Origin of the sequence: Noviherbaspirillum sp. (assembly GCF_035254865.1) — a bacterium.
Lineage (GTDB): Bacteria > Pseudomonadota > Gammaproteobacteria > Burkholderiales > Burkholderiaceae_D > Noviherbaspirillum.
Genome location: NZ_DATFAF010000003.1, coordinates 55,357 through 77,299 on the forward strand (window position 1 = coordinate 55,357; position 21,943 = coordinate 77,299).

A 21,943-nucleotide genomic window follows, 5' to 3' on the forward strand; every position below is an offset into this window, starting at 1 on the left:
GCTTATCGGCACTTTACGACAAGAAAATTAGATTGCGACATATTTTCGCGTCGATACCTCGGTTTTTCTCCGATTGAGCGAGATCAATGAACTTATCGTTCGTCCTTGGCTCCCAAGGTAAGCTTCCAAGGCTTATGTTAAAAACAAGACAGCACCAAAGGCGCACGCAGGCTGATGGTGCCGCTTCACCAGTAGTCCCCGTCCGGAGCAGATGCTTGATCTCACCCAAACATTGCAGCCCTTATGTCAACAGATTTTCAAGGTGTTTTGTGCACCGCACCAAATATCTCTTGACTTCACTAATTTCACCTGTAGAATTGAAATTGTTGCAGCGCACAATACGCTGCGCTCACTAATCGACATCACGCATTTATTCCAAGGAGCAATTCATGTTTAACATTCCCGAACAGTTTTCCAGCGTCGCCAAGGCCAACCTGGAAGCGCAACTGTCACTGATTACCAGCCTGACCACCAAGGCTTTCGAAAGCATGGAAAAGGTCGTGGATCTGAACCTGAATGTGGCCAAGGCCTCGCTGGAAGATTCATCGATCGCCGCCAAGCAACTGTTGTCGGCAAAGGATCCGCAGGAATTCTTCTCGCTGAGCGCAGCGCAGGCGCAACCAACCGCCGCCAAGGCCATTGCCTATGGCCGTCACCTGGCTGGAATCGCCACCAGTGCGCAAGCGGAACTGACCCGCGCCACCGAAGAGCAGATTGCTGAAGCCGGCCGCAAGGTATCGGCTCTGGTCGAAGACGCTTCGAAGAACGCGCCTGCCGGTTCGGAAAACGTGATCGCGATCGTCAAGTCGGCCATCGGCAATGCCAATGCAGGCTACGAGCAATTCACGCGCAGCACCAAGCAGGCAGTGGAAGTCATGGAAGCCAACATGAACTCGGCAGTCAGCCAGTTCACCCAGGCTGCCGAGAAGACCGCCAACCGCGCACGGAAGTAATTCCTCGCCGGGTTGGGAAGAACGGGCCGCATGCGGCCCGTTTTTTTTCGTGCCTGTCTCCCGTTCGCAGGCCTGCCGCCGGCATGCGGGTGCGCGAGAAGACAAGGAAAGAAACTGCGGCAGATCAGTCGCGCGCGAACGGAATGCGGCCGCAATCTACATGTTGGAAACCCAATAGGTCGCCGCGAAGGTCGCAATTACCAGAACAATATAAGAAATCGTACGCAAGGTTTCCATGACGCCCATCTCGAAAAAAACACGCTACATGCAATGTAGCAAGAGATGCCCCGGCCAAAATTGAGATTAAGCAGGTGTTTACTGCCTTGATTTTCATCAAGGAAATAATTCCCTTATATTTCATCGGCGTATGGAAGCTTATCCCGTCTTATCCACAGAATTGACCACAGCTTCTGTGGGTAAGATGCACTGCTTCACCATTGCGGCGGCGCCACCACAGTCTCGTAGTGGGCGGAAATCGGGTCGAAGCGCGACAGCACCGCCCGCGCCTTCGGCGGAACGACGGCGAGTTCGTAGTGATCCCCGGCAAACGCTTTTACCGCATCGATCGAATCGAACCACATGAGGGTCGCGAACTCGACTTCGTTGTCCAGCTCGCGCCTGACCAGCGAAATGCCGCGGTAACCCGGCACATTGCGGGCGGCGATGCCCGGAAAGATTTCGTTCAGCAAGAGGTCCTGGTAAATCGGCGCATTGTGCATCGTTGTCCAGCCGCGCCAGAGACGTGTAATCATTCGTCAACTCCTCCTGGATCGATTGTCTTCATGCGCAGAATCAGCACGGTGACGCCGATGCCGATGGCGATCAGGAGTCCCTTCAGCATCAAGGGCTTGACCGTGGCGATCGAATATCCCATCGACACCCACAACAAGAGCAGCGTCATGATCTTGGCCTTGCGCGGCATGCCTTTCTTTTCCTCGATATTGCGCAGGTATTCGCCGAACATCGGATTGGTCTGCAACCAGCGGTGCAGGCGCTGCGAGCCGCGCATGTAGCATGCCGACGCGAGCAGCAGGAAGGGCGTGGTGGGCAGCAGCGGCAGGAAGACGCCGAGTATCGCCAGCACGACCGCGATGCTTCCGATGATGTTCAATGCAATCTTCATACGCCTCCCTGATCTGCTCTCATCGAATCGGATTGAGACATCAACCGCGCGGATGGTGCTCCGCATGCAGTTTCTTCAGACGTTCACGCGCGACATGGGTGTAGATCTGCGTGGTTGATATGTCGGCATGTCCCAGCAACAACTGCACGACGCGCAGGTCCGCGCCATGGTTCAGCAAATGCGTCGCAAACGCATGCCGCAGCGTGTGCGGCGACAAGGGCGCATTGACCTGCGCCTGGAATGCGTACTTCTTGATCAGCGTCCAGAACATCTGGCGCGTCATCGCGCCGCCGCGCGCCGTCACGAACAAGGCATCGTCGATCTGGCCATTCAGGATCGCCGGCCTGGCCTCTTTCAGGTAGCGCTCGATCCATGCGCGCGCCTCTTCGCCGAACGGCACCAGGCGCGTCTTGCTGCCCTTGCCGGTGATACGCAGCACGCCTTCATTCATGCCCAGTTCGATGGACTTCAACAATACCAGTTCCGACACGCGCAAGCCGCTTGCATACATCAGTTCCAGCATGGTGCGATCGCGCAAGCCGAGCGGCGTATTCACGTCGGGCGCCGCCAACAAGGCCTCGACTTGCGCTTCGGACAAGGTCTTCGGTGTGCGCGGCGGCTGCTTCGCCGATTTCATCTTCAGGCACGGATCGGCGCCGATCCTGTTCTGCCGCAGCGCCAGCTGATAAAAGCGCCGCAGCACCGCGAGCCGCCGGTTCGCCGATGTCGCCTTGGTGTCGGCGTGCTTCGCCGCGAAGTAGGCGTTGATGTCGTCGCCTTGCGCGGCGTACAAGGCCTTGCCGCGTTCCGCCTGCAACCATGTTCCAAACAGGGCCATGTCGCGACGGTAGGCATCGAGCGAATTTTTCGCCAAACCGTCTTCCAGCCACAAGGTGTCGCAAAATTCGTCGATTGCCGCCTGGTTTGCGGACAGCACGTCGCTCATCGATAACCTTCGACTCCCTCATGCGCGAGCAGCCAGCGCTTGACGCCGACATGGAAGCCGGTTTCCTCGTCGTGATTGGAAAAGCCGCCCAGGCCGCCGGAAGCGGTGACTCGATGGCAGGGAATGATGAGCGGGAACCAGTTGGCGCCACAAGCTTGTCCGACCGCGCGCGGCGCGGAACGAATCTGTTTGGCGATCTGCCCGTAAGTGACGACATCGCCGCGCGGAATGGCGGAAATGGCTTGCCAGACGCGATGCTGGAATGCCGTGCCGACTTCCGCCAGCGGCAGATCGAATTGAAAATCCGGGTCCTCCAGATATTGCTCGACCTGGCGCGCGGCCTGCTCGGAAAGCGCGTCCGTCGGCGCTTTTTCGTGGAAGCTTTTCGGCAGGTAAACCAGTTCGCGCAGGATGCCCGGCTCGGTGCGCACGCCGATCGCACCGAACGGCGCTTCGACGATGGCGGAAAATATATCGGTGGTTTGGGACGGTTTCATACCGATAGCATAAATCAAATCGGCAAGACCTTCTGCCGAAAAAAGCGAGTGTCAGGCGGTGAGACCGGCTGCCCGTCCGCAGTCGATCAGGGCCTTACTTGACCAGCAACACCGGCACGTCCGACAGGGACACGATTTTCGACGATACCGAACCCAGGAACAGGTTGGCAATGGCCGTATGGCCTTGCGTACCGACGGCGATTTCGTCGCATCCCCATTCTCTGGCGCAACGCACCACCGTAGACGCCGGGTCGCCGACGAACAGATGATATTGATGCGCGATGCCCGCCTGTTCCAGCATGGTGCGCGCCTTGGCGATCGCCTTCATGCCCTCGTCGTGGTGATACTGCTTGACCTGTGCGCTACCGACAAAGGCACTGATATCGCCATGCAAGGGATGCTGCACATTCAACAGCTGCACCTCATGCGCATCTTTTGCGGCGGATGCCCGTTTGATGATATAGGCCGCGGCGCGCAAGGAATTCTCCGAGCCATCGACTGCCAATAGGATTTTCAGCATGTTATTTCTCCTGCAACAATGTCAGCCATGACCGCCCTTGCGTGAATCGGGCGCCTTTGTTTCGTCTTGCGTTCCGTCTTGCGTGACGTCCTCCATTCTGCCCTCGCGCGCGGCCTCGTCGCGGGCGGAAAGCCACTTGCCGACGACGACCACAATGCACGCGCCCACCACCGGCGCGAGCCAGTGCGAAGCGGGAAAGGCCTGTTCGGCCCAGTCGCCGATCGCGATGTCGCTGACCACCATGCCGCCGGCCAGCCAGCCCAGCAGCGCGCCGCCGCCCGTCACCACAATGGGGAAGCGGTCCATCAGCTTCATCACCAGCTGACTGCCAAGCATGATGATCGGTACGCTCACGATCAGGCCGAAGATAACCAGCAACTGACTGTCGCGCGCCGCGGCGGCGATCGCCACCACGTTGTCCAGGCTCATCACCAGGTCCGCGATGATGATGGTCTTGACCGCATCCCACAAGGTGTCGCCGGCCTCGATATTGCTGTCGCCCTCGTCTTCCGGGCGCAACAGTTTGACACCGATCCACATCAGCAGCGCGCCGCCGACCACTTTCAGGTAAGGAACGGCGAGCAGGGCGACCGCAAAAAAGATCAGGACCACGCGCAACGCGATCGCGCCGCCCATGCCCCAGAGAATACCCAGCTTGCGCTGGCGTTCCGGAAGCCTGCGGCATGCCAGGCCGATCACTACCGCATTGTCTCCGCTCAAGACAATGTCGATAAGGATGATCTGCAGGATGGCGATCCCGATATGTGCAACACCTGATTCCATGACGATCCTGATGAATTGAATGAATTTCCCCGGCCGGAACGCAACGGCGATCTCGGCCGCTCAGCCAAAGGGAATGGAAACAACAAGGCAGGCGAAAGCGCCGCGACCGGCACAGACTGATCGGCAGATTGTCATCCACAGCATGGATTATTGCCTCTTTGTCCAGACCCGGCAATCATGCAAGGGCTCATCGCGGAAATGAGGCACGCCGCCAGCGCCCGTTCGCATGCCGAAGCTTACCCCATCAGGCTTTCAAAATGCTGTCAATGAGAAAGGCCGCCGGCATGCAGTCTTGCTGATGGCGGCGGCCTGCGCTTGGCATGCTGTTGTTCAGCTGTCTGCGCATGAATCGAAACTGCTCAGAACTCCTCCCACTCGTCGCTGCCGCGCACTTGCGCTATCGCGCGGTTCGGCTTCACGACGGGTTTCGCCAGTGTCTTCGGCCGCGTCGACAGCGCCGCAGCCGGTTGTGCCGCGCCGAGCCGCGCAGTCGTGCCTGCACCGGCTTCCAGCTTGAACACCGAGACGGCATGCGCCAGCTTGGTCGCCTGATCCTGCATGCTGTGCGCGGCGGCGGCGGCCTGTTCCACCAATGCCGCGTTCTGCTGCGTCATTTCATCCATCTGGCCGATGGCACGATTGACCTCTTCGATGCCGCCGCTTTGCTCCTGGCTGGCCGCAGTGATTTCGCTCATGATGTCGGCCACATGCTTGACCGAATTGACGATCTCGTCCATGGTCTGGCCGGCCTGGTCGACCAGCTTGCTGCCGGCATCGACTTTTTCCACCGAGTCGCCGATCAGCTCCTTGATCTCCTTGGCTGCCGCCGCCGAGCGCTGCGCCAGCGTGCGCACTTCCGCCGCCACCACTGCAAAGCCGCGCCCCTGTTCGCCGGCGCGCGCCGCTTCGACGGCCGCATTCAGCGCGAGGATATTGGTCTGGAACGCGATGCCGTCGATCACGCCGATGATATCGACGATCTTGCGCGAGCTGTCCTTGATCGAGCCCATGGTATCGACCACCTGGCCGACCACCTGGCCGCCGCGCATCGCCACCTCCGACGCTGACAACACGAGTTGATTGGCCTGGCGCGCATTCTCCGCATTCTGCTTGACCGTGGTGGTCAGCTCTTCCATCGACGATGCGGTTTCTTCCAACGAGCTCGCTTGCGATTCGGTGCGCGCGGACAAGTCGGCGTTGCCGGTGGCGATTTCCCGCGAACCGGTGTCGATCATGGATGCGCTGTCGCGCACGTTGGCAATCATGGAGGACAGATGTCCCTTCATCTCGCCGACCTGGTGCAGGATCGCTCCCAGCTCATCCTTCGAGCGCACTTCCGGATCCGGGCCGAGGTCGCCGCCGTGCATGCGCTTGACCGATGCCTCCAGCATGCCGAGGTTGGCGCGGAACGCGGTATAGAAAGCCAGCATGAAATAGGCCGCCAGCAGCGCAATCAGGACGATCGGCACCAGCGCAATGATCTGCCGCCGGCGCAGGTCGCTTTGACGCGCTTCGAGCAAGGTGTCGAGACTGGATGATGCCTGTGCCGCGAGCTTGAACAAGGCGTCGGTGGCTTGCCCGGTCTTGTCGAGATAATCGCGCGGCGGCAACTGGAATATCGGGCTGTTGGACAGGTCGCCGGAATGCGAGCTCAGCATTTCCTGCAGTGCGTCCAGGCGTTTGCGCGCATCGCCCAGATTTTTCTGGAGCGAGGCATTCTTCGCCATCGCATCGTCGATATCAGCCGCGGCGTCGGCGATCGAGCGCTTGGCGAGCACGCCGAGTTCCGACACCTTGCGCGCCTCCTGCAGCGTGATTTCCTTGCGCGCGATGGCACCCGCGGTGAGGCTGCGAATATCGTCCAGATCGGCGGCCAGCGTGACCAGCGAGGAGGTGACGGCATTCATCAGGTAAAAGGAATCGACGTCCGGATCCATCGCCAGGTTCGAATGCGTCGCTGTCTGCTTGGTGTGCTTCTGCAGTTCCGCCACCAGTTTCCGGTACGCGTCGTCGGCGGCTTCGCCCGTGGCTTTCTCGGCCTGCTCCCACTGCCGCTTGACTGCCTGCCATTCCTTCGACAGCTCCAGGTCAGCTGCGACGCCGGCCATGGCATCGATCTTCCTGACCTGTTCGCCTGTCCGGCTGCGCATGTCGGTGTACGCCGTGCGCAGCGCCGCGTCACTGCCATCCTGCGCCGCGTTGGCGAATGCCCTTGCATTCTCGGCCAGCTGGGTCAGTTGCAGCAGTTGCTGTACATAAGTCACGCCGACCCGCTCCTTTGCCGCAAAGTCGGCATTGGACATCAGCTCGCGCTGCAGCATGAAAAACAGCACCAGCAGCGGAATCACGCCCATCGACGACATCAGCAAAGTCTTCGGGAGGAAGCGCATGCTGTTCAGCAGGCCGATCGCCGGCCGCAACAGGCCCTCTCGCATTGTCCGATCGATACTCATTTGACGCTCCCCTTGAAAGGAATTATTCCGGAATCCCCACCGCTGATTCGTCGGTCCGCTCTTCTTGTATGGAGGTACACGAAATCTCTTCTGATCATAATCTCGTTGCCGGGCGACATCCATTGTGTATTTCACTTAGCACTTGATCCAGCAAAAAAAGCACTCGAAAAAAACAACAGAGCTGACAGGATTTCAATAAAAAAGGCGCGTCCGCAGACGCGCCCCATTCACCGCGAAACAATCCGCGGAAAATCTAGAACAGCAGATTAGGCAACCACAGGGAAAGCTGCGGCACGTAGGTGACCAGCATCAGGAATCCCAGCATGGTCAGCAGCCATGGCATCACGGCCACCGTCAGCTCGGTAATTCCCATCTTGGTAATGCCCGATGCCACATACAGGTTCAGGCCGACAGGCGGATGGCACATGCCCACTTCCATGTTCACCACCATCATGATGCCGAAATGGACCGGGTCGATGCCCAGCGTCGTCGCCACCGGGAACAGAATGGGCGCCATGATCAGAACGATCGAGGACGGCTCCATCACGTTACCCGCAAGCAGCAGCAGAACGTTCACCACCAGCAGGAAGCTGACTTGGCCGAAGCCCTTGTCCATGATCCAGCCCGCCATTGCCTGCGGAATGTTTTCGCTGGTCATCAGGAACGAGAACAGCACGGCGTTGGTGATGATGTACAGCAGCATCGCCGACATCGAGGCCGAATCCAGCAAGACCTTCGGCACCTGCTTCAGGCCCATGTCCTTGTAGACGAACACGGCGATGACGAATGCGTACACGGCCGACATGGCTGCAGCTTCAGTCGGCGTGAAGATGCCGGTGTAGATACCGCCCATCACGATCACGATCAGCAGCAGGCCCCATACGCTCTTGCGGAAGGCAATGAAACGTTCGGCCCAGCTTGCCTTCTTCATGCGCGGGTAGTCATTCTTCTTGGCCAGCACCCAGGTGGTCAGGCCGAGGAAAGTTGCCAGCAGCAAGCCCGGAATGACGCCGGCCATGAACAGTTTGCCCACCGAGGTATTGGTCGAGACCGAATACATCACCATCACGATAGACGGCGGGATCAGGATGCCGAGCGCGCCCGAAGTCGTGATCACGCCGGCGCCGAAGCCTTTCGGATAACCCTGGCGCACCATGGCCGGCATGATGATCGAACCGATCGCCACCACCGTCGCCGGCGACGAACCGGACACCGCGGCGAACAGTGCGCATGCCACCACGCCTGCCAGCGCGAGGCCGCCATGCCAGTGACCGACCATCGAGGTTGCGAAGTTGATCATGCGTCTCGCGACACCCCCGTGGGTAAGGAAATTACCCGCAAGGATGAAGAACGGGATCGCCATGATCTCGAACTTCTCGATACCGGTGAACAGCTTCAGTGCGACCGACTCGATCGGCACTTGCGTCATCGTGAACAGGAAGGTAAGAACTGTCAGGCCGAGCGAAATCGAGATCGGCATGCCGGTCAGCATCAGCACCAGCAGAAGGACGAAGATAATGGCTGCGTTCATGCTTTTGCTCCGTGGATTTCTTCTTCGAGTCCTTCAACATGCGAGTGGTCGTGCTTCGGCAAGTCGCCGGTCTTGATAAATGCCCAGGTCACTTGCAGGAAGCGGAAGCACATCAGATACGATCCGAGCGGCACGGCCGAGTAGACCATCCACATCGGGAGTTCCAGCACTTCGGAAGTGCTGCTCGTATGGCTCAATTCCCACACGAAGCTGGCACCCAGCGTACCGACGATACCGGTAAAGGTTGCGCCCGCGAGCAAGCCGAAAATGACGAACTTGTTGCGCCACGGGGTGTTCAGGCGGTTGATCAAGACATCGACGCCGACGTGGATACCGGTGCGCACACCGTACGCGGCGCCGAACTTGGCCATCCACACGAACATGTAAATGGTCAGTTCCTGCGCCCAACTGGTATTGAGCGTGATGAGCCAATCCTGCAAGCCGGGAATCGCCAGACCTGATAGATAGCGATGCACCACCGCGACAAAGATCACGAGGGTTGCCGCGCCCATCAGAAAGGCGATGAACCACTCCTCCAGATGATCGAGAAACTTCATAAATTCTCCTGTTTGGCAGAGAGGCTGCACGGGCAGCCTCTCGAACCTTTATTTACGCCATGCGAGCCCGCCCGCAACCGCGCAGACCCGCATCATTGCCGCCCTTGATTACTTGAAGCCAAGTGCTGCAGCTTCCTTGTTGACCGCCTGGATCAGATCCTTGCCGATGCGGCCTTCCATATCCTTCTGCACCGGCTTCAGCGCGTTGCGCCATTCCGTCTTCTCGGCATCGGTCAGCGCGTAGATCGTTGACTTGCCGGACTTCTTCACGGCTTCCATCGCGTTATCGTTTTCCTGCTGCGCGATCGCGTTCGCGTAGCGGGTGGACTCCTTCATCGCGCCTTCTAGTGCGGTGCGGATGTCAGCCGGCAGGCCGTCCCAGAACTTCTTGTTGACGATGACTGCATAGCCCAGGTAACCATGGTTGGACACGGTGACGTGCTTTTGCACTTCATGCATCTTCTGCGTGTAGAGGTTGGACCACGGGTTCTCGGTGCCGTCGACCACGCCGGTCTGCAGCGCCTGATACACCTCGGAGAAGGCCATCACCTGCGGGTTGGCGCCGAGCGCGCGCATCTGGGCGTCCAGCACCTTGGAGGACTGAATGCGCATCTTCAGGCCCTTGAAGTCGGCCGGATGGTGCAGCGGCTTGTTGGCCGACATGATCTTGAAGCCGTTGTCCCAGTAAGCCAGGCCGGTGATGCCCTTGGGTTCAAGTTTCTTGAACAGATCCTTGCCGATCTGGCCTTCGGTCACGCGGTACAGCACGTCCTTGCTCGGGAAGATGTACGGAATGTCGAACACTTCGAATTCCTTCACGCCCAGCGGGCCGAACTTGGCCAGCGACGGAGCCAGCATCTGCACCGCGCCGAGTTGCAGCGCTTCCAGCTCTTCCTTATCCTTGTACAGCGTGCTGTTCGGGTACACCTCCACCTTCACGCGGCCCTTGGTTGCCTTTTCGGCAAGTTCCTTGAATCGGTCCGCGGCCTTGCCCTTGGGTGTGTCGTTGGCCACCACATGGCTGAACTTGATGACGATCGGCGCTTGTGCGTACGCATTGCCGCTGATGATGGCTGCGGCGGACAGGGCGAAAACCAGGGTTTTTAGCTTCATGAATGTCTCCATTTGGATGGGGGGAACAAGACCTTTTCGGATCTGCAACGGTATTGTCACCAGCCTTGCCCGGGGTCACAACTGTGGATAACCACAACAGCACCACACCTGCATCAAGCTTTCCGTGCATTACACTAGGTTTATGTTCAGCCGCAAATTCCGCCAGAAATTCAATTTTGTCTTTCCGACACGTCGTCAGGCGTGGCGCTGGCTGCTGCCCATCCTGCTGGTCTTCCTGTTCCTGTCCACGCTGTTGTGGCTGCCCTGGCAGACGCAGCGCATGGAAGCCAACGAGCGGCAGGAGCAATTGATCGCCGATACCTTGTGGGTGGAGCAGACCATACGCTTCCAGCTTGCGCGCGACGAGGAAACCCTGCACCTGATTGCGGCGGATATCACTGCCGGCGATACGCCCGAACAACGGGTGCGCGACCGGATCATGGCATTGATGAGGAATAACCACGAGCTGTCGCGCATCGCGCAGTTCGATGCGGATGGTGACCTGGTGATATCTACCGACGACACGCCGGCGTCGCTCAGCGACTTGCCGCCCGAGTCGCTGGCGGCCGCAGAGGATGCCCGCAACGCCAGATCCCCTCACTACAGCCATCCGGCGCCGCCGCGCAACATGTCCAGCCCGATGCTGCTCGACTACCACGTGCCCTTGTTCAAGGGCGACGAATACATCGGCGATCTGGTCGCAAGCTACTCCCTGTCCAGCATCCTGAGCGAGATGGTCCCGTGGTGGTTTGCACAAGACAACGAGATTGCGATCGTCGATCAGGACGACGTCGTGCTCGACCGGCGCGCCGCCGGCGGTCCGGGACGCGGCGTGTACACCCACCATCGTCCGCTCGAGCTGGACGGCATCACCCTGTCGCTGCGCACCAACAGCGTCAAGGGCGAACCGAAACTGCTGCCGAGCCTGCTGGTCGGCTCGGTGATCGCGCTGTCGCTTGGTTTGTTGTGGAGCCTGTATGCACTATGGCGCGACATCAACCGGCGCCTCGCCGCCGAAGGCGCGCTGCGCCAGCAGGTGGCATTCCGTACCGCGATGGAAAATTCGCTGATGACCGGCCTGCGCGCACGTGACCTGAACGGCCGCATCACCTATGTCAATCCGGCCTTTTGCGAGATGGTCGGCATTCCGGCCGAAAAACTGGTCGGCAAGTCGCCGCCCATGCCCTACTGGGCGCCGGAAGCCATGAACGAATACCAGCAGCGCTTCAGCCAGGTGCTGGCCGGAAGAGTGACACCGCAATTCGAGACCGTCTTCCAGCGCTCCAATGGCGAACGCTTTCCGGTATTGATCTTCGAGTCACCGCTGGTCGATGACACCGGCAAGCAGACCGGGTGGATGGGCTCCATCCTCGACATCTCCGACCGCAAGCAGGTGGAAGACCTGAATCGCCGCCAGCAGGAAAAGCTGCAGGCCAGCGCGCGCCTCGCCACCATGGGCGAAATCGCATCGACGCTGGCGCACGAACTCAATCAGCCCCTCGCCGCCATCTCCAGCTATACCACCGGCGCGCTCAACATGATTGACAGTCATGCATCGAAACCCGGCAGCCTCGACCTGGAGATCCTCAAGCCGGCGCTGGAAAAAGCCGGCATCCAGGCGCAACGCGCGGGGCACATCATCCGCAGCGTGCACACCTTCGTGAAGCGGCGCGAGCCGAGCCGCGAACCGATCACCGTGCCTGAGCTGATCGACAGCGTGATCCCCTTGATCGAACTGCAGGCACATCAGTTCTTCGTCGCCATCAATACGCGCATCGATTCCAATCTGCCGAGCGTGCTGGCCGACCGGGTCATGCTGGAACAAGTGCTGCTCAACCTGACCCGCAATGCGATCGAAGCGATGCACGATGTCGATCCGGCACGCCGCATCCTGCGCATCGTCGCCGAGCGCGACGCCGCGCAACCGCAGAACGTCGTCATCTCCGTCATCGACAACGGTTATGGCATCTCGTCCGAAGTGGCCGAGCGTCTGTTTTCGCCCTTCTTCTCCACCAAGGCCGAAGGCATGGGCATGGGCTTGAACATCTGCCGCACCGCCGTCGAATTTCATGGAGGCACTTTGACCCATGCCGGCAACCCGGATGGCGGGACGATCTTCCGCTTTTCCTTGCCCGGATTGGGCGACACATTCGTGCCATCCGCTCCGGATTCAGCGATAATCAATGGAAACTAGCGGTTCGCCGCGACTGCCTGACTGACTGCCAGGACAGCGATCAGAAGAAGAACACGAAACTTCAGGGTCGCAATCCTGGCAATTTCGGCAACATTGAGGAGACTGAATGCTGCACATTGTCGACGACGAAGAAGTCATTCGTGATTCGCTCACGTGGCTCGCGCGTTCGCGTTCGATACCGGTTACCGGCTATGAAAGCGGTACGGCATTCCTGTCCGCGCTGAATCGCGCCGCCGGTTTCGATCCGCAAGGCGAGTGCGTGCTGCTCGACGTGCGCATGCCCGACATCAGCGGCGCAGCCCTGTTCGACACGCTCACCGCGCGCGGCCTGACCAAACGAATGCCGGTGATCTTCCTGACCGGACACGGCGATGTGCCGATGGCGGTCGACACCTTGAAACGCGGCGCCTTCGATTTCTTTGAAAAACCCTTCAACGACAACAAGCTGATGGATCGCGTGCAGGAAGCGCTCGCCGCATCCATGGAGGCCGGCGCCGCCGACGAAATCCAGTCGCGTCTCGCGACGCTGTCGATCCGCGAACGCGAAGTGCTCGACCTGATCCTGGCCGGCAAGATGAACAAGGTCATCGCGGATGAGCTCGGCATCAGCATGCGCACGGTCGAAGTGCACCGCGCGCACATCTTCGACAAGATGAATGTGAAGACGGCGGTGGAGCTGGCGCGGCTGCTGAAATAGACGAGCACACGGTTCACCGAAATTCGGGTGTCCACGGAAATCACTCGGCGTGCCCCACGGAAGACACGGAAAGTTCTTGATAGTTTTCCGTGCTTTCCGTGATTTCCGTGGACCTCTCTAACGGACCGCAGTACACCCTTCACCCGCCTACGAGTTATCACTTACGGCAACAAATGGCGAACCCCGGTACCATGGCGGTTTTCCGTGGTCTCCTGCGTGCCGCTTCATGTCGATTGTTACGATCCTCTTCCCCGATTTCGCGCTGATCCTGCTCGGCTTCCTGCTGATGCGCTTCACCAATTGGGGACCGCAGTTCTGGAGCGGCCTCGAAAAGCTGATCTACTTTTTCCTGTTCCCCGCGCTGTTGTTCTATTCCACCGCGCGCACGCCTTTCGATTTCGGCAGCACCGGAAAAATGCTTCAGGTTGCGCTGATTTCCGTCGTCTGCGGCATCGCCCTGGGCTGGCTCGCCAAGCCGCTGTTCCGCAGTCCGCCGATGATGTTCGAATCCGGTGTGCAAACCGCGTTCCGTTTCAATTCCTACATCGCACTCGCCATCGCCTCGCGCCTGGCCGGCGAACAGGGCACTTCGCTGATGGCGCTGATCATCGGTTTCGCAGTCCCGATCTGCAACATGGCGGCGGTCCATGCACTGGTCCACAAGAGCGGCGGCCTGCTGCTGGAACTGGCGAAGAATCCGCTGCTCATCGCCACCGCCTCCGGCATGGCATTCAATCTGCTGGGTTTGCCGCTGCCCGAAGTCATTGGTGCCACGCTGTCGCGCATGTCCAACGCCTCGATCGCCGTCGGGCTGATCACGGTCGGCGCAGGCTTGCGTCTGTCGGGGCTGCATGAAGCAAAAGGACTGGCATCCTATTTCCTCGCCGTCAAACTGCTCGCACTGCCCGCCATCAGTTACGCATTGGGACGCTGGATAGGCCTGCCGCCCCTGCAACTGCAAATCGCGGTCATGTTCTGCGCCTTGCCGACCGCCTCCAGCGCCTACGTGCTGGCCGCGCGCATGGGCGGCAACGGTCCTTTCGTCGCTTTCCTGATTTCCGCCGGCACCGCTCTGTCGGTCCTGACCCTACCGATCTGGCTGAGCCTGGCCCGCTGATGCCGCCGCGTGCTGCGCGAGCGCCCAGGCGACATGCTCGCGCACCAGTTCGGAGGGGTGATTGGCGCGCGACTGCAAGGCGGCCACAATCGGCGCGGCGTCCGGCGTCTGACGCAATGCGTTACCCAAGCCCACCGCGATATTCCTCAGCCAGCGCTCATGCCCGATGCGGCGTATCGGACTGCCTTCCAGCCGGCGGTTGAAGTCGTCCTCTTCCCAGGCGAACAGCTCGACCAGCGTCGCATTGTCCAGCCCGTTGCGCACGTCGAAATCAGGCAGGCTCGCGCGCTCGGCGAACTTGTTCCAGGGGCAGACCAGCTGGCAGTCGTCGCAGCCGTACACGCGATTGCCGATCAGCGGCCGCAACTCCTCCGGAATGCTGCCCTTCAGTTCAATCGTGAGATAGGAAATGCAACGCCGCGCGTCCAGTCGGTAAGGACCGAGGATGGCCTGCGTCGGACAGACATCGATGCAGGCGCGGCATTGTCCGCAATGCGCGCCGCCCGGCTCATCCACCGGCAGCGGCAAGTCGGTATACAGCTCGCCGAGAAAGAACATGGATCCGGCCTGGCGATTGAGCAGCAAGGTATGCTTTCCGCGCCAGCCGATGCCGGATTTCTGCGCCAGCTCGACCTCCAGCACCGGCGCCGAATCCGTGAAGACGCGAAAACCGAAGTCGCCGATTTCGCCGCGTATGCGATCGGCAAGCTGCTGCAAGCGCGCGCGCAACACCTTGTGGTAATCCCGGCCACGCGCATAGACCGAAATCGCCGCGTTGTGCGGATCGGCATTGCGCGCCTCTTCCCGGTCGCGCCACTCATCGCCCGCATCCTGCGGCAAATAATTCATGCGCGCGGTGATGATGCGTATCGTGCCCGGCACAAGTTCCGGCGGCCGGGCGCGCTTCATCCCGTGCGCTGCCATATAATCCATGTCGCCATGATGACCGGCGGCCAGCCAGGCTTGCAGACCCGGCTCCGCATGCGACAAATCGACATCCGCTATCCCGATCTCCGCAAAGCCCAGCTCGCGGCCCCACGCCTTGATCGCCAGCGCGAGAGTAGATAAATTGCTATCGGGGAAAGTCATGACAAAACTCTTTGCGGTGCGCGCGACATCATGGTGCCGCGCCCGCACCTGACAGGATAAAGAATCCATTTTACGAGATGCAGCACTTTCAGACCCACCTGCATGACGAAGAAGGCACGGCCGCGCTGGGCGCCGCGATGGCGCGCGCGCTGGCGCCGGGCCTCACCATCTATCTGCACGGCGACCTCGGTGCCGGCAAGACCGCGCTGACGCGCGCCATGCTGCACGCCGCCGGACACGCCGGCCATGTCAAAAGCCCGACCTATACCCTGGCCGAGCCCTACGCCGTCCTGCTCGGCGGCCGCCAGGTCGAGGTGATTCACTTCGACTTGTACCGCCTGGCCGGCCCCGAAGAATTCCTGGACGCCGGATTTCGCGAATACTTCAATGAAAACACGGTCTGCGTGATCGAATGGCCGGAAAAAGCGGCCGGTGTGTTGCCCGCGCCAGACATCGAGGTGCATTTGAGCATCTCCGGCGACGGACGTGATATAGAATTACAAGGCTTGTCCGATCAAGGTTGTCAATGTCTCGACCGTCTGAAATTCGCACCGAACCTGTGAAGTCCGCTGCGACCTCCAGGACGCGCCGCACCGTTCTCAAGGCCGGCGGAACGCTGCTTCTTTCCGTTTTTGCCCCGCTGCCCGCGCGCGCCGCGCAAATCCTCGCAGTCCGCGTCTGGCCGGCGGAGGACTACACGCGCGTCACGCTGGAGAACGACAGCAACCTCAAGACCAGCCACTTCATCGTCAAGGATCCGGAACGGCTGGTGGTCGACATCGAGGGACTGGAGCTCAACCCGACCCTCAAGCAACTGGTCGCCAAGATCGAACCCAACGATCCCTATATCAAGCAAGTACGCGTCGGCCAGAACCGACCCAACGTGGTGCGCCTGGTGTTCGACCTGAAGGAAGAAATCAACCCACAAGTCTTCACGCTGGCGCCCATCGGCGAATACAAGCACCGGCTGATTTTCGATCTGTACCCGGTCAATCCGCCGGACCCGATTGCCGCGCTGATCGCCAAGGGCGAGTGGGCGGGCGAACAGTCGGCCGAACCCATTCCGCCCGCGCCCGATCTCAAGGCCGAGCAGAAAGCTGCCGCGCCCAAGGCGCCGCAAGCGGACATCCAGACCGCCAAAATCGATCCCCGCGACGACAAGCCGGCGATATTGACGCGCATGATCACCATCGCGCTCGACCCCGGCCATGGCGGCGAAGACCCGGGAGCGATCGGCCGCGCGGGCAGCCGTGAAAAGGATGTGGTGCTGTCGATCGCCAAGCGCCTCAAGACCAAGATCGAAGGCCAGGCCAATATGCGCGTCATGCTCACGCGCGACGCCGACTATTTCGTGCCCTTGCACGTGCGGGTGCAGAAGGCGCGCAAGGTGCAGGCCGACCTGTTCGTGTCGATCCACGCCGACGCCTGGATCGAGTCGACCGCGCGCGGCTCCTCGGTGTTCGTCCTGTCCGAAAAAGGCGCATCGTCCACCGCCGCACGCTGGCTGGCCAACAAGGAAAACGCGGCCGATCTGATCGGCGGCGTCAATATCAAGGGGCATGACCGGCAGCTCGCCAGCGTCCTGCTGGACCTGTCTACAACCGCGCAGATCAACGACAGCCTCAAGCTGGCCAAGGCCGTGCTCGGCGAAATCGGCGGCATCAACCGCCTGCACAAGGCGGGAGTCGAACAGGCCGGTTTCGCCGTCCTGAAGGCGCCGGACATCCCCAGCATCCTGATCGAGACCGCGTTCATCTCCAATCCGGAAGAAGAAGCCAAGCTGAGCGACGACGCTTACCAGGACCAGATGGCGGACGCCGTGTTGAAGGGGATCAGGAAATACTTTGCCAAGAATCCGCCGCTGGCGAAGAATCGGATGATGTAATCGACCGGCATATTTGCGCCTGAACCGGCAATTTGTGCGTTGCCACAACGGCGACGCTCGACGCAACTCCATATCGCATTCCGGCAAAGACTCTGCTACTCTTTTATTGCGGGCCGGAAATTATTTATTCGGTTCCGGATTTCCCCTGCGCGTCTGTGGAAAGCCAGGCACCAGACCAATCTCGACAAGGACAAGCAACATGACGCAAACCACAACGGCCAATACCGCAACGAATATCCTGGAGAACGATCTCTCCACCAACGAATTCCTCGCCTTCACTCTCGGCCGGGAGGAATACGGCATTCATATCCTGAAAGTGCAGGAATTGCGCGGTTACGAAGAGCCGACCCGCATCGCCAACGCGCCGGATTTCATCAAGGGCGTCGTCAACCTGCGCGGCATCATCGTGCCGATCATCGACATGCGCATCAAGTTCAATCTGGGGACGCCGACCTACGACCAGTTCACGGTCGTCATCATCCTCAACATCGGCGGACGCATCGTCGGCATGGTGGTCGATAGCGTATCGGACGTGATCACGCTGTCGCCCGAGCAGGTGAAACCGGCCCCGGAAATGGGAACGGCGCTCAATACCGACTATCTCATCGGATTGGGCACGGTGGATCAGCGCATGCTGATCCTGGTTGACATCGACAAGCTCATGTCCAGCGCGGAAATGGGCCTGATCGACAAGATTTCTTCGTAAGCGGTATCGCCGCACGATAAGCCAATCCGGCGGACAGCCATCGCTTGTCCGCCGACAATCAGGCCGCTACTTCCACACCCTTCTCGACAGCTTCCACAGTCCGCCCAGCGCGACCGGAATGACCGCGGCGCCAACGCCGATCAACACGATGGTGTTCAGATGATCCCGAATGATCGGGATGTTGCCGAAGAAGTAACCGGCAGCCACCAGCCCGACTACCCATGCCGCAGCGCCGACAATATTGAAGAACTGGAATCTGGCGAAGGTCATCTCCGACACGCCCGCCACAAACGGTGCGAAGGTGCGCACCACCGGAATGAAGCGCGCCAGGATGATGGTCTTGCCGCCGTGATTTTCATAGAACGCGTGTGTCTTGCGCAGGGCATCCTTGTCGAGCCAGCGGTAATCGTGCGTAAACACCTTGTGCCCGATGGCGCTGCCGACCCAGTAGTTGACCGTATTGCCGCTCACTGCCGCGACAATCAACAGCAGCATCAAGGCCCATTCGTTCATCGCGCCGGTTGCGCAAAACGCGCCGCCGATGAACAACAAGGAATCGCCCGGCAGGAAGGGCAGCACCACCAGTCCGGTCTCGCAAAATACGATGGCGAATAACACGGCATAGACCATCGTGCCGTACTGCGCGATGACCTGACCGAGATATTTATCGACATGCAAGATCATGTCGAGGAATTGCATGAAGTCCATTGACGCTCCACTGAAAGATGGCCCGCATCATACACCCGCGCTTTGCCGGATATAAAGAGATGGAACAAAGTCTTGCACAATTCCGCAATCCGCTCGCGCCGGGGCATCGCTAGGGCGTATCCGCGCAGCGTTATAATCCTTCCATGAACGCCCCGCACCTGCCCGCCCGCCCGATCCAGGCACTTTCCGACCAGCTCATTTCGCAAATCGCCGCCGGCGAAGTCGTCGATCGTCCGTCCGCCGTGGTGAAGGAATTGCTCGAGAACGCGCTCGATGCCGGCGCAACCCAGATCACGGTGAGACTGGAAGAAGGCGGCGTCAAGCGCATCGCCATTACCGACAACGGACGCGGCATCCCGCCGGAACAGATGCCGCTCGCACTGGCGCGGCACGCGACCTCCAAGATCGCGTCGCTGAATGACCTTGAAAACGTCAACACCCTCGGGTTCCGCGGTGAAGCACTGGCATCGATCGCCTCCGTCGCGCAATTGACGCTGACCTCCCGTACCGCCACTGCGGCGCATGCATGGGAAATCTCCGGCAGCCAGACCGGCCAGGTCGCCCCCTCTTCCGGCGCACAAGGCACCACCGTCGACGTGCGCGATTTGTATTTCAACACGCCCGCGCGCCGCAAGTTCCTGAAGTCGGAGCAAACCGAATTCGGGCATTGCGCCGAAGTCGTGCGCCGCATCGCCTTGTCGCGCCCCGACGTCGCGTTTTCGCTGTCGCACAATGGCAAGACCGTCGACCACTGGAATATCAGTGAGGTCGACAGGCGCAGCGCGCATATCCTCGGCAACGAGTTCGCGAATGCGCGACTGGCACTGGAGGAAGCCGCCGGCCCCTTGCGCCTGTACGGCTTTGTCGGTCTGCCGACGGCCTCCAAGGCGCGCGCCGACGCGCAGTATTTCTATGTCAACGGCCGCTTCGTGCGCGACAAGCTGCTCACCCACGCGGTGCGCGCCGCCTATCAGGATGTACTGCACGGCGATCGCTATCCGTCCTACGTGCTGAGCCTCGATCTCGATCCCGCCCTTGTCGACGTCAACGTGCATCCCTCGAAAATCGAAGTTCGCTTTCGCGACAGCCGCGGCGTGCATCAATTCGTGTTCCACGCGGTCAGCCGCGTGCTGGCGCAGACTTCGGCAACCGCGGCAGGCTCGGCACCCGCGCCCGTGACCGCACCCGCCGGTACCATCGCATGGATACGCGAACAGCAGCAAACCCGTTTTCCGTCGCAGTTCTCGTCCGATCTCGGTGTTGCGCAAACCACGGCCAGCTACGGTGCATTGTTTGCCGCTTCAAGCACCGAAGAAGTTGCGCCCGCTCCCCTTGCGCAGGCGTTTTCCCCTGCGGCGCAAGCACTTCCGGACGACGACTATCCGCTCGGTTTCGCGCTCGCGCAATTGCACGGCATCTACGTGCTGGCGCAAAACCGGAAAGGATTGGTGCTGGTCGACATGCACGCGGCACATGAACGCATTCTCTATGAGCAGTTGAAAAACGCGCTCGACGAAAATGCCATGCATGTGCAGCCGCTGCTCATTCCGGTCACCTTCTATGCCGACCCGATCGAAGTCGGCACGGCACAGGAAAACCAGGATGCCTTGCAGGCACTCGGTTTCGACATCAGCGCGCTGTCGCCGACCACGCTCGCGGTACGCGCCATTCCCGCATTGCTGAAGAACGCGGATGCACAGACGCTGGCGCGCGACGTATTGCGCGACGTGCGCGAATTCGGCGGCTCGCGCGTGCTGGTCGAGCGCCGCAACGAACTGCTTGGCACCTTGGCATGCCACACCGCCGTGCGCGCCAACCGTGCACTGACGCTGCCTGAAATGAATGCGCTGCTGCGCCAGATGGAAGCGACCGAACGCGCAGACCAATGCAACCACGGCCGTCCGACCTGGGTGCAACTCGCATTGTCCGACCTCGACAAGCTCTTCCTGCGCGGACAATGAACCCCACGCAAAAACCGCTCGCGATAGCAATCATGGGCCCGACCGCGTCCGGCAAGACCGCCGCCGCCATGGAAATTGCGCGCCACATCCCCGCGGAAGTGATCTCGGTCGATTCCGCGCTGGTTTACCGCGGCATGGATATCGGCACCGCCAAGCCGACTCCCGCCGAGCGGGCCGAAGTACCGCACCACCTGATCGACATCCTCGATCCGCTCGATGCCTACTCCGCAATGCAATTCCGCGAAGACGCGCTGCGGCTGGTTGCCGATATTGCACTACGCGGCAAATTACCGCTGCTGGTCGGCGGCACCATGCTGTATTTCAAGGTTCTGCGCGAGGGACTCGACGTGCTGCCGCAGGCCGACCCGGAAGTGCGTGCCCGTCTCGACGCCGACGCCGCGCGGATAGGCATGCCCGCGATGCATGCCCGACTCGCGACCCTCGATCCGGCAACCGCAGAACGCCTGAAGCCGAACGACGCTCAGCGCATCCAACGTGCGCTGGAAATCATCGAATTGACCGGACGCCCGATGTCTGCACTGTTGGCTAAGGCACCGAAGACCGAATTGCCTTTCCAGCTGCTTCCCTTATCGCTGGAACCGTCGGATCGCAGCGTGCTCCACGCACGCATTGCGGCCCGGTTCGATGCAATGCTCAACGCTCCCGACGGCGGTTTGTTGAAAGAAGTCCGCGCCTTGCGTGCGCGCGGCGACTTGCACCTCGGCCTGCCGTCAATGCGCTGCGTCGGCTACCGGCAGGCGTGGGAATACCTCGACGGCGCGTACGACATGAGCGACCTGCGCGAAAAAGGAATCGCCGCAACCAGACAGCTGGCAAAGCGCCAACTGACCTGGCTGCGCGCCATGCAAGACCGAATCGTCGTCGACTGCATCGCACCTGACGCTGCCGAACAAGTACTGCGACATGTCCGCCGGGCACTACGCCGCGACTGATGTACGGACTGGCAAAAAACCGGTTTAAGCCATCTTGACAGCCGTTACTGAAGATCGCATAATCTAGGGCTATTTTGGTGATATAGCTCAGCTGGTTAGAGCACAGCACTCATAATGCTGGGGTCGGTGGTTCAAGTCCACCTATCACCACCAAATA

At 60.4% G+C, this 21,943-nt stretch carries 21 protein-coding genes and 1 tRNA gene; 10 read left to right on the top strand and 12 right to left on the bottom strand.

Annotation, left to right across the window (positions count from 1 at the left end):
- The first annotated feature begins 389 nt into the window (after positions 1–389).
- Positions 390–953 (top strand): TIGR01841 family phasin, encoded by a 564-nt coding sequence (gene phaP / locus VJ651_RS00670; protein WP_324105574.1) that lies wholly within the window; start codon positions 390–392, stop codon positions 951–953.
- 431 nt (positions 954–1,384) lie between these two features.
- Here the strand turns inward: phaP and VJ651_RS00675 are convergent, their stop codons facing one another.
- The 10 genes from VJ651_RS00675 to VJ651_RS00720 form a co-directional block, all read right to left on the bottom strand.
- Positions 1,385–1,705 (bottom strand): hypothetical protein, encoded by a 321-nt coding sequence (locus VJ651_RS00675; RefSeq protein ID WP_324105575.1) that lies wholly within the window; start codon positions 1,703–1,705, stop codon positions 1,385–1,387.
- The gene (locus VJ651_RS00680) at positions 1,702–2,076 is read right to left on the bottom strand and encodes a YbaN family protein (RefSeq protein WP_324105576.1); all 375 of its coding nucleotides are present in this window, start codon (positions 2,074–2,076) and stop codon (positions 1,702–1,704) included. Before VJ651_RS00680 ends, VJ651_RS00675 begins: the two co-directional genes overlap by 4 nt.
- 40 nt (positions 2,077–2,116) lie before the next feature.
- Positions 2,117–3,022: a site-specific tyrosine recombinase XerD gene (xerD, locus tag VJ651_RS00685; RefSeq protein WP_324105577.1), complete on the bottom strand. Its 906-nt coding sequence runs from the start codon at positions 3,020–3,022 to the stop codon at positions 2,117–2,119.
- Positions 3,019–3,519 (bottom strand): methylated-DNA--[protein]-cysteine S-methyltransferase, encoded by a 501-nt coding sequence (locus tag VJ651_RS00690; RefSeq protein WP_324105578.1) that lies wholly within the window; start codon positions 3,517–3,519, stop codon positions 3,019–3,021. Before VJ651_RS00690 ends, xerD begins: the two co-directional genes overlap by 4 nt.
- A gap of 94 nt (positions 3,520–3,613) precedes the next feature.
- Positions 3,614–4,039, bottom strand: coding sequence for a universal stress protein (locus VJ651_RS00695; protein WP_324105579.1), 426 nt, complete (start codon positions 4,037–4,039; stop codon positions 3,614–3,616).
- 21 nt (positions 4,040–4,060) lie between these two features.
- On the bottom strand, positions 4,061–4,822 hold the full coding sequence (locus VJ651_RS00700; RefSeq protein WP_324105580.1) for a TerC family protein: 762 nt from the start codon (positions 4,820–4,822) through the stop codon (positions 4,061–4,063).
- A gap of 359 nt (positions 4,823–5,181) precedes the next feature.
- Positions 5,182–7,275 carry a methyl-accepting chemotaxis protein gene (locus tag VJ651_RS00705; protein ID WP_324105581.1) on the bottom strand — a complete coding sequence of 698 codons (2,094 nt, stop codon included), beginning with the start codon at positions 7,273–7,275 and terminating at the stop codon, positions 5,182–5,184.
- A gap of 253 nt (positions 7,276–7,528) precedes the next feature.
- Positions 7,529–8,806, bottom strand: coding sequence for a TRAP transporter large permease subunit (locus tag VJ651_RS00710; RefSeq protein WP_324105582.1), 1,278 nt, complete (start codon positions 8,804–8,806; stop codon positions 7,529–7,531).
- A complete protein-coding gene (locus tag VJ651_RS00715) occupies positions 8,803–9,363 on the bottom strand; it encodes a TRAP transporter small permease (protein WP_324105583.1) in 561 nt (186 codons plus the stop codon). Before VJ651_RS00715 ends, VJ651_RS00710 begins: the two co-directional genes overlap by 4 nt.
- Before the next feature lie 108 nt (positions 9,364–9,471).
- Positions 9,472–10,476: a TRAP transporter substrate-binding protein gene (locus VJ651_RS00720; protein WP_324105584.1), complete on the bottom strand. Its 1,005-nt coding sequence runs from the start codon at positions 10,474–10,476 to the stop codon at positions 9,472–9,474.
- Positions 10,477–10,618: 142 nt separating this feature from the next.
- On the opposite strand from VJ651_RS00720, the gene VJ651_RS00725 reads away from it, so the two are divergent.
- From VJ651_RS00725 to VJ651_RS00735, 3 genes are all read left to right on the top strand, one after another.
- The gene (locus VJ651_RS00725) at positions 10,619–12,670 is read left to right on the top strand and encodes a PAS domain S-box protein (RefSeq protein WP_324105585.1); all 2,052 of its coding nucleotides are present in this window, start codon (positions 10,619–10,621) and stop codon (positions 12,668–12,670) included.
- 106 nt (positions 12,671–12,776) lie between these two features.
- Complete coding sequence (locus VJ651_RS00730; protein WP_324105586.1) at positions 12,777–13,367, top strand: response regulator transcription factor; 591 nt, start codon at positions 12,777–12,779, stop codon at positions 13,365–13,367.
- Between the two features lie 226 nt (positions 13,368–13,593).
- Complete coding sequence (locus VJ651_RS00735) at positions 13,594–14,484, top strand: AEC family transporter (protein WP_324105587.1); 891 nt, start codon at positions 13,594–13,596, stop codon at positions 14,482–14,484.
- Here VJ651_RS00735 and queG read toward each other — a convergent pair.
- Positions 14,455–15,573 carry a tRNA epoxyqueuosine(34) reductase QueG gene (gene queG, locus VJ651_RS00740; RefSeq protein WP_324105588.1) on the bottom strand — a complete coding sequence of 373 codons (1,119 nt, stop codon included), beginning with the start codon at positions 15,571–15,573 and terminating at the stop codon, positions 14,455–14,457. The two genes, VJ651_RS00735 and queG, sit on opposite strands and share 30 nt — an antisense overlap.
- Before the next feature lie 77 nt (positions 15,574–15,650).
- Between queG and tsaE the strand changes: the two genes are divergently transcribed.
- From tsaE to VJ651_RS00755, 3 genes are all read left to right on the top strand, one after another.
- Positions 15,651–16,136: a tRNA (adenosine(37)-N6)-threonylcarbamoyltransferase complex ATPase subunit type 1 TsaE gene (gene tsaE, locus VJ651_RS00745; protein WP_136417731.1), complete on the top strand. Its 486-nt coding sequence runs from the start codon at positions 15,651–15,653 to the stop codon at positions 16,134–16,136.
- Positions 16,100–17,458: an N-acetylmuramoyl-L-alanine amidase gene (locus VJ651_RS00750; RefSeq protein WP_324105589.1), complete on the top strand. Its 1,359-nt coding sequence runs from the start codon at positions 16,100–16,102 to the stop codon at positions 17,456–17,458. Before tsaE ends, VJ651_RS00750 begins: the two co-directional genes overlap by 37 nt.
- A gap of 199 nt (positions 17,459–17,657) precedes the next feature.
- Positions 17,658–18,164 (top strand): chemotaxis protein CheW, encoded by a 507-nt coding sequence (locus VJ651_RS00755; protein WP_324105590.1) that lies wholly within the window; start codon positions 17,658–17,660, stop codon positions 18,162–18,164.
- 66 nt (positions 18,165–18,230) lie between these two features.
- Here VJ651_RS00755 and VJ651_RS00760 read toward each other — a convergent pair whose 3' ends face one another.
- Positions 18,231–18,872 (bottom strand): VTT domain-containing protein, encoded by a 642-nt coding sequence (locus tag VJ651_RS00760; RefSeq protein WP_324105591.1) that lies wholly within the window; start codon positions 18,870–18,872, stop codon positions 18,231–18,233.
- Between the two features lie 143 nt (positions 18,873–19,015).
- Between VJ651_RS00760 and mutL the strand changes: the two genes are divergently transcribed.
- The 3 genes from mutL to VJ651_RS00775 all read left to right on the top strand — a co-directional run bounded on the left by mutL (position 19,016) and on the right by VJ651_RS00775 (position 21,939).
- Entirely contained in the window at positions 19,016–20,833 is a 1,818-nt protein-coding gene (gene mutL, locus VJ651_RS00765; protein ID WP_324105592.1) for a DNA mismatch repair endonuclease MutL, read from the top strand.
- Positions 20,830–21,786 (top strand): tRNA (adenosine(37)-N6)-dimethylallyltransferase MiaA, encoded by a 957-nt coding sequence (gene miaA, locus VJ651_RS00770; protein ID WP_324105593.1) that lies wholly within the window; start codon positions 20,830–20,832, stop codon positions 21,784–21,786. The genes mutL and miaA overlap by 4 nt, the downstream gene beginning before the upstream one ends.
- Positions 21,787–21,862: 76 nt before the next feature.
- Positions 21,863–21,939 (top strand) — tRNA-Met (locus tag VJ651_RS00775).
- Positions 21,940–21,943 lie beyond the last annotated feature (4 nt).

What these genes read in the sequence shown, in the direction of transcription:
- VJ651_RS00725 (WP_324105585.1), top strand. Translation starts at nt 10,619, where the DNA reads ATGTTCAGCCGCAAATTCCGCCAGAAATTCAATTTTGTCTTTCCGACA.
- queG (WP_324105588.1), bottom strand. Translation starts at nt 15,573, where the DNA reads ATGACTTTCCCCGATAGCAATTTATCTACTCTCGCGCTGGCGATCAAG.
- VJ651_RS00695 (WP_324105579.1), bottom strand. Translation starts at nt 4,039, where the DNA reads ATGCTGAAAATCCTATTGGCAGTCGATGGCTCGGAGAATTCCTTGCGC.
- VJ651_RS00680 (WP_324105576.1), bottom strand. Translation starts at nt 2,076, where the DNA reads ATGAAGATTGCATTGAACATCATCGGAAGCATCGCGGTCGTGCTGGCG.
- VJ651_RS00735 (WP_324105587.1), top strand. Translation starts at nt 13,594, where the DNA reads ATGTCGATTGTTACGATCCTCTTCCCCGATTTCGCGCTGATCCTGCTC.
- VJ651_RS00700 (WP_324105580.1), bottom strand. Translation starts at nt 4,822, where the DNA reads ATGGAATCAGGTGTTGCACATATCGGGATCGCCATCCTGCAGATCATC.
- VJ651_RS00675 (WP_324105575.1), bottom strand. Translation starts at nt 1,705, where the DNA reads ATGATTACACGTCTCTGGCGCGGCTGGACAACGATGCACAATGCGCCG.
- VJ651_RS00760 (WP_324105591.1), bottom strand. Translation starts at nt 18,872, where the DNA reads ATGGACTTCATGCAATTCCTCGACATGATCTTGCATGTCGATAAATAT.
- VJ651_RS00710 (WP_324105582.1), bottom strand. Translation starts at nt 8,806, where the DNA reads ATGAACGCAGCCATTATCTTCGTCCTTCTGCTGGTGCTGATGCTGACC.
- phaP (WP_324105574.1), top strand. Translation starts at nt 390, where the DNA reads ATGTTTAACATTCCCGAACAGTTTTCCAGCGTCGCCAAGGCCAACCTG.
- VJ651_RS00755 (WP_324105590.1), top strand. Translation starts at nt 17,658, where the DNA reads ATGACGCAAACCACAACGGCCAATACCGCAACGAATATCCTGGAGAAC.
- VJ651_RS00720 (WP_324105584.1), bottom strand. Translation starts at nt 10,476, where the DNA reads ATGAAGCTAAAAACCCTGGTTTTCGCCCTGTCCGCCGCAGCCATCATC.
- VJ651_RS00705 (WP_324105581.1), bottom strand. Translation starts at nt 7,275, where the DNA reads ATGAGTATCGATCGGACAATGCGAGAGGGCCTGTTGCGGCCGGCGATC.
- VJ651_RS00750 (WP_324105589.1), top strand. Translation starts at nt 16,100, where the DNA reads ATGTCTCGACCGTCTGAAATTCGCACCGAACCTGTGAAGTCCGCTGCG.
- VJ651_RS00730 (WP_324105586.1), top strand. Translation starts at nt 12,777, where the DNA reads ATGCTGCACATTGTCGACGACGAAGAAGTCATTCGTGATTCGCTCACG.
- tsaE (WP_136417731.1), top strand. Translation starts at nt 15,651, where the DNA reads ATGCAGCACTTTCAGACCCACCTGCATGACGAAGAAGGCACGGCCGCG.
- VJ651_RS00690 (WP_324105578.1), bottom strand. Translation starts at nt 3,519, where the DNA reads ATGAAACCGTCCCAAACCACCGATATATTTTCCGCCATCGTCGAAGCG.
- VJ651_RS00715 (WP_324105583.1), bottom strand. Translation starts at nt 9,363, where the DNA reads ATGAAGTTTCTCGATCATCTGGAGGAGTGGTTCATCGCCTTTCTGATG.
- xerD (WP_324105577.1), bottom strand. Translation starts at nt 3,022, where the DNA reads ATGAGCGACGTGCTGTCCGCAAACCAGGCGGCAATCGACGAATTTTGC.
- mutL (WP_324105592.1), top strand. Translation starts at nt 19,016, where the DNA reads ATGAACGCCCCGCACCTGCCCGCCCGCCCGATCCAGGCACTTTCCGAC.
- miaA (WP_324105593.1), top strand. Translation starts at nt 20,830, where the DNA reads ATGAACCCCACGCAAAAACCGCTCGCGATAGCAATCATGGGCCCGACC.